Here is a 10883-nt window from a genome sequence, read left to right as displayed (position 1 = left end):
ACAATATACGATGAAGAGTTTGATCCTGGCTCAGGATGAACGCTAGCGGCAGGCTTAACACATGCAAGTCGAGGGGTATAGGAAGCTTGCTTCCTAGAGACCGGCGCACGGGTGCGTAACGCGTATGCAATCTACCTTTTGCAGAGGGATAGCCCAGAGAAATTTGGATTAATACCTCATAGTATAGCAGTTTCGCATGAGACCACTATTAAAGTCACAACGGCAAAAGATGAGCATGCGTCCCATTAGCTAGTTGGTAAGGTAACGGCTTACCAAGGCTACGATGGGTAGGGGTCCTGAGAGGGAGATCCCCCACACTGGTACTGAGACACGGACCAGACTCCTACGGGAGGCAGCAGTGAGGAATATTGGACAATGGGCGCAAGCCTGATCCAGCCATGCCGCGTGCAGGATGACGGTCCTATGGATTGTAAACTGCTTTTGTACAGGAAGAAACACTCCCTCGTGAGGGAGCTTGACGGTACTGTAAGAATAAGGATCGGCTAACTCCGTGCCAGCAGCCGCGGTAATACGGAGGATCCAAGCGTTATCCGGAATCATTGGGTTTAAAGGGTCCGTAGGCGGTTTAGTAAGTCAGTGGTGAAAGCCCATCGCTCAACGGTGGAACGGCCATTGATACTGCTAGACTTGAATTATTAGGAAGTAACTAGAATATGTAGTGTAGCGGTGAAATGCTTAGAGATTACATGGAATACCAATTGCGAAGGCAGGTTACTACTAATGGATTGACGCTGATGGACGAAAGCGTGGGTAGCGAACAGGATTAGATACCCTGGTAGTCCACGCCGTAAACGATGGATACTAGCTGTTGGGCGCAAGTTCAGTGGCTAAGCGAAAGTGATAAGTATCCCACCTGGGGAGTACGTTCGCAAGAATGAAACTCAAAGGAATTGACGGGGGCCCGCACAAGCGGTGGAGCATGTGGTTTAATTCGATGATACGCGAGGAACCTTACCAAGGCTTAAATGTAGATTGACCGGTTTGGAAACAGACTTTTCGCAAGACAATTTACAAGGTGCTGCATGGTTGTCGTCAGCTCGTGCCGTGAGGTGTCAGGTTAAGTCCTATAACGAGCGCAACCCCTGTTGTTAGTTGCCATCGAGTCATGTCGGGAACTCTAACGAGACTGCCAGTGCAAACTGTGAGGAAGGTGGGGATGACGTCAAATCATCACGGCCCTTACGCCTTGGGCTACACACGTGCTACAATGGCCGGTACAGAGAGCAGCCACTGGGTGACCAGGAGCGAATCTATAAAGCCGGTCACAGTTCGGATCGGAGTCTGCAACTCGACTCCGTGAAGCTGGAATCGCTAGTAATCGGATATCAGCCATGATCCGGTGAATACGTTCCCGGGCCTTGTACACACCGCCCGTCAAGCCATGGAAGCTGGGGGTGCCTGAAGTCGGTGACCGCAAGGAGCTGCCTAGGGTAAAACTGGTAACTAGGGCTAAGTCGTAACAAGGTAGCCGTACCGGAAGGTGCGGCTGGAACACCTCCTTTCTAGAGCCTTAGTGTTAGCTATATGCACGCTAAGGAAAAAGAAGAAGATTTTATGGGTGCTATGACACCGATTATATTACTCTTGCTGTTAATTTAAAGAAATTGAATAAAGAATTAAGTAAAAAACAGAGTCTCGTAGCTCAGCTGGTTAGAGTACTACACTGATAATGTAGGGGTCGGCAGTTCGAGTCTGCCCGGGACTACTATTTTAACTTGATTAGGAAATTCTAGAGGTTGAAATCCTTATTTTTTTGGAATTTGGAATTTAAAAATTTGGAATTTTAAAAGAAAGGGGGATTAGCTCAGCTGGCTAGAGCGCCTGCCTTGCACGCAGGAGGTCATCGGTTCGACTCCGATATTCTCCACAAAATCCCCTCCTAGCCTCCCTGAAAGGGAGGAATACAGAGCAATCGGCTCTCCCCCTTCGGGGGAGTTGGAGGGGGATTAAAGTTCATTGACATATTGAGATAAGAAATAATAAAAAGTAGAAAGAACATGATAGTATCAAGAGGGTAGTATCGAGTATTAAGAGTGATCTTGATACTTAATACTTAAATCTTTATACTGCGTAAGTACAATAAGCAAAATAAGGGCGTATGGGGGATGCCTAGGCTCTCAGAGGCGAAGAAGGACGTGATAAGCTGCGAAAAGCTACGGGGATCGGCACACACGAATTGATCCGTAGATATCCGAATGGGGCAACCCACTATGTTGAAGACATAGTACACCGATAGGTGGGCAAACCCGCTGAACTGAAACATCTAAGTAGGCGGAGGAGAAGAAAACAAAAGTGATTCCGTAAGTAGTGGCGAGCGAACGCGGATTAGCCCAAACCAACCATGTTACGGCATGATTGGGGTTGTAGGACCACGACATTTCTTGCATAAAGAATTAGAATCTACTGGAAAGTAGGGCCATAGAGAGTGATAGCCTCGTATAAGTAATGAATGTAAAGGATAGTGGTATCCTGAGTAGGGCGGGGCACGTGAAACCCTGTCTGAATTTGGCGGGACCATCCGCTAAGGCTAAATACTCCTGAGAGACCGATAGTGAACCAGTACCGTGAGGGAAAGGTGAAAAGAACCGTGAATAACGGAGTGAAATAGATCCTGAAACCATACGCTTACAAGCGGTCGGAGCCCTTTAGTGGGGTGACGGCGTGCCTTTTGCATAATGAGCCTACGAGTTAACGTTGCTGGCAAGGATAAGTGCTTAAGGCATGGATCCGTAGCGAAAGCGAGTCTGAATAGGGCGCTTTAGTCAGTAGTGTTAGACGCGAAACCGTGTGATCTACCCATGGGCAGGATGAAGCGCTGGTAACACAGTGTGGAGGTCCGAACCGGTTGACGTTGAAAAGTCTTCGGATGACCTGTGGGTAGGGGTGAAAGGCCAATCAAACTCGGAAATAGCTCGTACTCCCCGAAATGCATTTAGGTGCAGCGCACGGCTCAAAGTTATATAGAGGTAGAGCTACTGATTGGATGCGGGGGCTTCACCGCCTACCAATTCCTGACAAACTCCGAATGCTATATAATGTTTCCGTGCAGTGAGGGCTTGGGTGCTAAGGTCCAAGTCCGAGAGGGAAAGAACCCAGACCATCAGCTAAGGTCCCCAAATATATGTTAAGTTGAAAGAACGAGGTTTGTCTGCCCAGACAGCTAGGATGTTGGCTTGGAAGCAGCCATTCATTTAAAGAGTGCGTAACAGCTCACTAGTCGAGCGGACGAGCATGGATAATAATCGGGCATAAACATATTACCGAAGCTATGGATTTGTAATTTATTACAAGTGGTAGGGGAGCATTCTAACAGGGTTGAAGGTGTGTCGTAAGGCATGCTGGACTGGTTAGAAAAGAAAATGTAGGCATAAGTAACGATAATGCGGGCGAGAAACCCGCACACCGAAAGACTAAGGTTTCCACAGCTATGCTAATCAGCTGTGGGTTAGTCGGGACCTAAGGCGAACCCGAAAGGGACAGTCGATGGCCAACGGGTTAATATTCCCGTACTACTGATTACTGTGATGGGGTGACGGAGTGATGAAAGCGCCGCGAACTGACGGAATAGTTCGTTGAAGTACCTACCTATAAGCTGCGCAGGCAAATCCACGCGGCTTGGGGAAATACGATAGTACTCGGAGTCTTCGGACAAAGAGATAGTGCGCCTAAGGGCTTCCAAGAAAAACCTCTAAACTTCAGGTAATTAGTACCCGTACCGTAAACCGACACAGGTAGTCGAGGAGAGAATCCTAAGGTGCTCGAGAGATTCATGGCTAAGGAATTAGGCAAAATAGACCCGTAACTTCGGGAGAAGGGTCGCCCCGAGTAATCGGGGCCGCAGTGAAGAGGTCCAGGCGACTGTTTATCAAAAACACAGGGCTCTGCAAAATCGTAAGATGAAGTATAGGGCCTGACACCTGCCCGGTGCTGGAAGGTTAAGAGGAGATGTTATCTTCGGAGAAGCATTGAATTGAAGCCCCAGTAAACGGCGGCCGTAACTATAACGGTCCTAAGGTAGCGAAATTCCTTGTCGGGTAAGTTCCGACCTGCACGAATGGTGTAACGATCTGGACACTGTCTCAGCCATGAGCTCGGTGAAATTGTAGTAACGGTGAAGATGCCGTTTACCCGCAGTGGGACGAAAAGACCCTGTGCACCTTTACTATAGCTTAGTATTGACCTTGGATAAATGATGTGTAGGATAGGTTGGAGACTGTGAAGTGGCGTCGCTAGGCGTTGTGGAGTCATTGTTGAAATACAACCCTTTGTTTATCTGAGGCCTAACCCCGCGTTGTGGGGGACATTGCTTGGTGGGTAGTTTGACTGGGGTGGTCGCCTCCAAAAGAGTAACGGAGGCTTCTAAAGGTTCCCTCAGTACGCTTGGTAACCGTGCGAAGAGTGCAATGGCATAAGGGAGCTTGACTGAGAGACATACAGGTCGATCAGGTACGAAAGTAGAGCATAGTGATCCGGTGGTTCCGCATGGAAGGGCCATCGCTCAAAGGATAAAAGGTACGCCGGGGATAACAGGCTGATCTCCCCCAAGAGCTCATATCGACGGGGGGGTTTGGCACCTCGATGTCGGCTCGTCACATCCTGGGGCTGGAGAAGGTCCCAAGGGTTGGGCTGTTCGCCCATTAAAGTGGCACGCGAGCTGGGTTCAGAACGTCGTGAGACAGTTCGGTCTCTATCTACTGTGGGCGTTAGAAATTTGAGTGGATCTGATTCTAGTACGAGAGGACCGAATTGGACAAACCTCTAGTGTATCTGTTGTCCCGCCAGGGGCACCGCAGAGTAGCTACGTTTGGAAGGGATAAGCGCTGAAAGCATATAAGCGCGAAACCCACCACAAGATGAGATTTCTTTTAAGGGTCGTGGGAGATGACCACGTTGATAGGCTATAGATGTAAAGGCAGTAATGTCATAGTCGAGTAGTACTAATAACCCGTAAGCTTATGTACAATCCTCCCCCCAACCCCCTCCTAAGGAGGGGGAGATAAAAGGGGGGAAGAAACTTTCTCCTTTCGACTTCGCTCAAGGCAAGTCGAAGCTTTTTATATTCTTTATCTCAGTATGTTAAGATATTATGTAATGTTAATCAGTTGAAACTGGTTACCCATTGCAAAACGACCTTAAGGTGGTTATTGCGGCGGGGCTCACCTCTTCCCATTCCGAACAGAGAAGTTAAGCCCGCCTGCGCAGATGGTACTGCAATTTGTGGGAGAGTATGTCGCCGCCTTTCTTTTAAAAAACCCCTTCATCTTATGATGAAGGGGTTTTTTTATGCTCTTTTTTTATAGTAGTAAGCTATTGATTAATAAATAGAGGATGTAAAGGATTTTAATTTATCTTACTAATGTTTTTTATCATTGACTTAAAGAATGTGTTTATGGATTTATTTGACGATCGTAATTGGTCTATTATTTTAGAACCATTGGTTTTTAGTTGTAAAGGGAAACCACATCCTTTGCATTATAAGAATAGCTATCAACTTATTGTTATGGTTATTCTTGCGGCTCAAGATTCTGATGAAAACGTTAATCGATTGGCTATCCCTTTTTTCGAAAAGTATCCTGATTGGTTCTCTTTAATGTCGATTACTGCAGCTAATTTATTCCCTCTATTGGATTCCATTGCTAACTTTAAGAATAAAGCAAATTGGATTATTGATTTAGCAAAAGAATTTCATAATAAAAATTTGCCAACAACACTATCGGGTTTTACAAGATATAGAGGAATTGGAAGAAAATCAGCTCATGTAATTCTAAAGGAATTAGGCTATAATCCTAATGGTATTATGGTTGATTTGCATGTTTTGAGGGTTGCGCCAAGATTGGGTATTGTTCCTGATTTTAGAGATGCGGATAAAATGGAACAACAGTTACTTTCAAAATTAGATTCATCAATTTGGTTAGAAATAGGAATGGCTATTTCTTTTCATGGAAGATTAATTTGTAGACCCATTCCGAATTGTAAGTCTTGTCAAATGAATACAATTTGCGATTATTTTATAAATGAGGGGAAAGTGTAAATGTCTTATTGGAGAATCCCATAAAATACAAAAGCCAATAGTATTAGTACTATTGGCTTTTATTTTTAATTGTTTATTCAGTTTCCTTATCTTCAGTTTCTTCTAAATCTTGGGTTTCTCTTCCGACTTTAATTTTTGGATTATCTTTATTGCCAGTAACGGTTATTGGTATTCCAAATATTCCCAATGGAGGAAGTCCTAATCTCATTTTTAGATTTAGTCTACCATCCAAACTTGTGGTTCCTTCTATTCTTGGTCTAAAGCCAGCGAATTTGAATTTGAAACGTTCGATGGTCATTATGTTATTTTTAATCGAACTTTTAATATCAACTTTAGAAAGTTTAGGATTCTTCATTTTATCGTGATTGGTTTGGCTTCCAATTACATTAAACATCTTCATCCCATAGAGTTTAATGTCTTTTACAGATAAAACTCCGTTCCCTACTAAGGATGGGAATACAGGCTCCATTTTTGCGTTTAAACGGCCTTTAAGTTTGTAATCTAAAGAAACTATTCCTTCTGCTTTTTCTGCGGCACTTGCCATCTCACGGAAAATTTTAACTTCTTTATAGGCTCTTTTAATATCAAAGTCTGTGGCTTTAATTTGATACTCAAATAATGCTTTTTTAGCAGTTAAGCTTTCGTATAGAGCATTCATTCCTACTTGGCATCCAATAAGGTTGAAATTGGTATTTTGAAGGTATAATTTACCATTTTTCATTTTCAAATTTCCATTGGCTTTAGTAAGATGTAATTCTTGAAAATCGACTTTTTGAGCAATCGCTTTGAATTGCAAATCAAGATTTTTAGGTATAATTATGACTCCAGTACTAGTTGTTGACTTAGTAGGGTTCTCTTTAGTTGAGTTTGCAGTAGCTGTGTTAGTTGCTCCAGAACTCATAAATTCATCCGCATTAATGTACTTTGATTGCAAAGTAAAAGCACCTTTTAGTGTTCCTTTTCTTGGGCTTAGAAAGTTAAATACATTTTTTAAATAACCATTCAATTTAAAATCAGATTGACTGTAACTAGCCAAAAAAGTGTTGAAAGACATTTTGTCTTGATTGAATTTGAAAATACCTTCTTTGATTAAAAGCTTTTTTGGAAGATATGATGATGCTATCGCAATATTTCTAACTTCGAGTGTTCCTTGGTTATTCAATTTGTTATAGTTGCCTTTTTCAGCATCACTTTGTTTTCCTTTAAGAGCCAAGTCCGTTTTAATGTAGCCATCAACATCCAATCCTTTTTGAGAAAAGACTTTATATATTTTGCTAATATTTAAAACGCCTTTTGCTTTTATATCGTAAGTCAAATCTTTAAAATTTTCTAAATTGGCCTCAACTGTAAAGGGTTCTTGTTCAAAAGTAAAACTTCCTGGTTGAAGTTGTACTTTTAAATCATCAAAAGACCCTTTTTGATTTTTTATAGTAGCATTACAATTGATGTTGGTTATTGGATTGGGATAATATTCCGTTTGAATAAAACCATTTTTAAGGTCTAAAGCAATATCTGCTACTGGGAAACTATTATTTTTTGCATTGTATGTTCCGTTCATTTTACCTTTTCCGCTTAAAATTCCTTTTAAGGTTAGATTAGGAATCCCTAGTGCATTATTTAGTTTTTCTAAATCGATGAAGCTGTAGAATTCGGTACTTAGGTCTATATTTTCAACCCCTTTCGAGTGCCATTTTGCTTTTACATATTCTTTTTTAATATTTAAAGAAATGCTATTTATATCTAACAATAATTGTTTTGGGTCAAGAGATTGTAATTTTGCGTTAAAATCTAAATTTAGGTTAGAGACAGGAAATTTACTTTTATTGTAATTGACAAAACCATCTTTTATTTTTAAATCCAAATGTAAGTCTGGTGCTATTTTTTGAGAAGCAATGTATTTTCCTTTTAGGGTTAAAAGCAGGTCGGTTTTTCCTTTAATTTCTGTTTTTTCTAACCAAATGATGAATTTAGGAGGAAAAGCATTAATCAAATCATAAAGTTCGCTATCATTTGATTTAATGTTAAAATCAATATTGTATCCGTCTTTTAGGAAATCAAATTTGCCTTTGAAATCCACTAACAATTTATTTATGTTGAGATTGTTTTCCTCAAAAACAAAAGACAAAGAGTTAATGTTGACCTTCGTGATTAAATCACCTTCTATTTTTTTATTCATCAAATACGGTTCGTTTTCGTAGATGAAATTCATTTTAGAAATGTCAACTTTAGAATACAAATCGAATAAGTTGGAACTTAAATCTCCTTTTCCCGTATAATTAAAATTAAAAAAATCAAGATGAATTGCTGCAGATTGATCGTCGAAGACTACTTTGCTATTAATGATTTCAATTTTTTCAAGCTGTAAAGATGCACTGCTTTGCTTGTCCTTTTCCTTAGAGGTTTGTTCTTTTCCTTTGTACACATTGTAATTCGGTTGACCATTCTTGTCAACTTTCACATTAATGTTTCCTTCGGTTACAATAATTTGGTCAATGTCTACTGCTTTCCCAAAAAGTAAACTTGTTACATCGATACCAAAAGCGATTTCTTTGGCAGATACAAATTTTTCCTTTTCAAAAGGAATGGAACCATTTAAATTGACATCGTTTAAAGTCAACGTCAATGATGGAAAATGTTTAAAAAACGATAGATTAGCGTCTCCGTAATTAAGTTCACCTTCTAGTTTGGTATTCGCATATTTTTTTACTTCTTCTTTTATTGTATCAGAAAAAATAATTGGTGTAAGAAATAGTGCAACCAAAATACTACCGAATGCTATTCCTAAATATTTTACTGATTTTAAGAAGATGTTTTTTTTATCTATCGCCATTTTAAGTAAAGTGTGTGTTATTTATCCGTGTACCGTTTCTGATTTTCCATAATTTCCAATGATGGAGCTTTCAAAATCTATCCATTCTTGCCAACGTTTATCAACATCTGTTTTTTCTGTATATTGTCTGGCAAATTTTAAGAAAGTTGTATAATGCCCTGCTTCACTTACCATTAAATCGTGATAGAATTTTGCTAGTTCTGGGTCTTTTATGTTTTGTGATAGTACTCTAAAGCGTTCACAGCTGCGTGCTTCGATCATAGCAGCAAAAAGTAATCTTTCTACCAATGCATCGTTACGGCTACCGTCTTTTTTTGCAAATTTGACTAAATCATTAACATAATTGTCTTTTCTTTCTCTGCCTAAGGTTAATCCTTTTTCTTTAATGATGTTATGAACCATTTGGAAATGTTCCATTTCTTCTAGAGCAATTCTGGTCATTTCGGTCACTAATTCTTCTTTTTCTGAATTATTAATGATAATATATATGGCATTAGAAGCCGCTTTTTGTTCGCACCAAGCATGATCGGTAAGAATCTCTTCAATATTTGATTCTACGATAGTAACCCATCGTGGGTCAGTAGCTAATTTTAATCCTAACATGATATTATTCAATTTATTGACTACAAATTTAGCTTTTTAGTTTTGATTTTTCTTTCAAAAAGCTAGAATCAGAATGAAATAGTATTATTTTGTACCCACAATTAATTTGACATGAAAAAACTATTGGTAATTGGTTTTGTTTGGCCTGAGCCTAATTCTTCGGCTGCGGGAAGTAGAATGATGGAACTCGTTGCTTTGTTTCAAAAGCAAGGATATGAAGTTACTTTTGCCAGTGCTGCACAGGATAGCGATTTTATGGTTGATTTATCAGAGTTTGGTATTCATAAAGTTGCTATTGAGTTAAATCATTCTAGTTTTGATGAGTTTGTCAAAGCAATGCAGCCCAATGTAGTTTTGTTTGATCGATTTATGATTGAAGAACAGTTTGGGTGGCGAGTTATTGAAAATTGTCCTAATGCGGTTAGAATTTTAGATACTGAAGATTTGCATTGTTTACGATTGGCCAGACAAAAAGCTTTTAAACAAAACAGACCGTTTTCTCTGGAAGATTTATTGGTTGAAGAAGTAGCAAAGCGAGAGATTGCAAGCATTTTAAGATGTGATTTGACTTTAATGGTGTCCGAATTTGAAATGGATGTTCTGCAGAATGTTTTTAAAATAGATGCTTCTTTATTGTTTTATTTACCCATTCTTTCGGATGCATTCGACGCTTCTTTTGTAAATGAATTGCCTCCGTTTGAAGAACGAGATGGTTTCGTTTTTATTGGTAATTTTCTTCATGAGCCTAATTGGAATTGCGTTCAATATTTGAAAGAGACGATTTGGCCTAAAATTCTTCGAAAATTACCAAACGCAACTTTAAAAATTTACGGAGCATATCCTTCTCGAAAAGTGCTACAATTGCATCATCCTAAAACGAATTTTTTTATTTTGGGACGTGCGGAAGACGCTCAGGAAGTAGTTCAGCAATCAAAAGTAGTTTTGGCTCCTTTGCGTTTTGGAGCGGGTATAAAAGGGAAATTATTAGAAGCGATGCAAACAGGTACGCCTAGTGTAACCACTACTATTGGTGCAGAATCTATGCAGGGTGATTTGCCGTGGAATGGTTTTGTTAATGATGCTGTAGAGGATTTTGTCGATGCATCAGTTCAATTGTATGAGGATAAATCCAGCTGGCTTACATCACAGCAAAATGGGTTTGCTATCCTGAATCAAAGATATCAAAAAGGGCTTTTTGAAAGTATTTTTGTAGAGCGATTGCAGTATTTGTTTTCTACCATTGAGGAGCATCGGTTGAATAATTTTTACGGTGCTCTTTTGCAACATCATACGCTCGCCAGCACAAAATATATGTCCAAGTGGATAGAAGCGAAGAATAAGTAAAAAAAATCCCGTTTTGAAAGTTCAAAACGGGATTTTATGATAAAGAAAACTTTT

At 40.0% G+C, this 10883-nt stretch carries 4 protein-coding genes, 2 tRNA genes and 3 rRNA genes; 7 read left to right on the top strand and 2 right to left on the bottom strand.

Annotated features, from left to right (window positions below; all coding sequences use genetic code 11):
* Positions 1-7: 7 nt before the first annotated feature.
* The 6 genes from O9307_RS00190 (at position 8) to O9307_RS00165 (ending at position 6052) form a co-directional block, all read left to right on the top strand.
* Positions 8-1523 (top strand): 16S ribosomal RNA (locus O9307_RS00190).
* Between the two features lie 129 nt (positions 1524-1652).
* A tRNA-Ile gene (locus tag O9307_RS00185) sits at positions 1653-1726 on the top strand.
* Positions 1727-1814: 88 nt separating this feature from the next.
* Positions 1815-1888: transfer RNA gene (locus tag O9307_RS00180), tRNA-Ala, on the top strand.
* A 210-nt stretch (positions 1889-2098) separates the two neighbouring features.
* Positions 2099-4982 (top strand): 23S ribosomal RNA (locus tag O9307_RS00175).
* A 172-nt stretch (positions 4983-5154) separates the two neighbouring features.
* Positions 5155-5263 (top strand): 5S ribosomal RNA (gene rrf / locus O9307_RS00170).
* Together the 16S, 23S and 5S rRNA genes with 2 tRNA genes alongside form the textbook arrangement of a ribosomal RNA operon.
* A gap of 147 nt (positions 5264-5410) precedes the next feature.
* Positions 5411-6052 carry an endonuclease III gene (locus tag O9307_RS00165; RefSeq protein WP_298293921.1) on the top strand — a complete coding sequence of 214 codons (642 nt, stop codon included), beginning with the start codon at positions 5411-5413 and terminating at the stop codon, positions 6050-6052.
* A 73-nt stretch (positions 6053-6125) separates the two neighbouring features.
* Here O9307_RS00165 and O9307_RS00160 read toward each other — a convergent pair whose 3' ends face one another.
* Together O9307_RS00160 and O9307_RS00155 are read right to left on the bottom strand one after the other, a co-directional pair.
* Positions 6126-8882, bottom strand: coding sequence for an AsmA-like C-terminal region-containing protein (locus O9307_RS00160; protein ID WP_298293919.1), 2757 nt, complete (start codon positions 8880-8882; stop codon positions 6126-6128).
* A 21-nt stretch (positions 8883-8903) separates the two neighbouring features.
* The gene (locus O9307_RS00155) at positions 8904-9485 is read right to left on the bottom strand and encodes a tRNA-(ms[2]io[6]A)-hydroxylase (protein WP_064716285.1); all 582 of its coding nucleotides are present in this window, start codon (positions 9483-9485) and stop codon (positions 8904-8906) included.
* Between the two features lie 111 nt (positions 9486-9596).
* Here O9307_RS00155 and O9307_RS00150 point away from each other — a divergent pair, with 111 nt between their 5' ends.
* Entirely contained in the window at positions 9597-10829 is a 1233-nt protein-coding gene (locus tag O9307_RS00150) for a glycosyltransferase family 4 protein (protein WP_298293912.1), read from the top strand.
* Positions 10830-10883: the final 54 nt, after the last annotated feature.

Source organism: Flavobacterium sp. (genome assembly GCF_027531905.1).
GTDB lineage: Bacteria > Bacteroidota > Bacteroidia > Flavobacteriales > Flavobacteriaceae > Flavobacterium.
The sequence above is the reverse complement of the archived record's forward strand: the minus strand, read 5'-3'. Positions and strand labels throughout refer to the sequence as shown.

Excerpts from the sequence above, each read along its gene's own strand:
- O9307_RS00165 (WP_298293921.1), top strand. The coding sequence starts at position 5,411 with ATGGATTTATTTGACGATCGTAATTGGTCTATTATTTTAGAACCATTG.
- O9307_RS00160 (WP_298293919.1), bottom strand. The coding sequence starts at position 8,882 with ATGGCGATAGATAAAAAAAACATCTTCTTAAAATCAGTAAAATATTTA.
- O9307_RS00155 (WP_064716285.1), bottom strand. The coding sequence starts at position 9,485 with ATGTTAGGATTAAAATTAGCTACTGACCCACGATGGGTTACTATCGTA.
- O9307_RS00150 (WP_298293912.1), top strand. The coding sequence starts at position 9,597 with ATGAAAAAACTATTGGTAATTGGTTTTGTTTGGCCTGAGCCTAATTCT.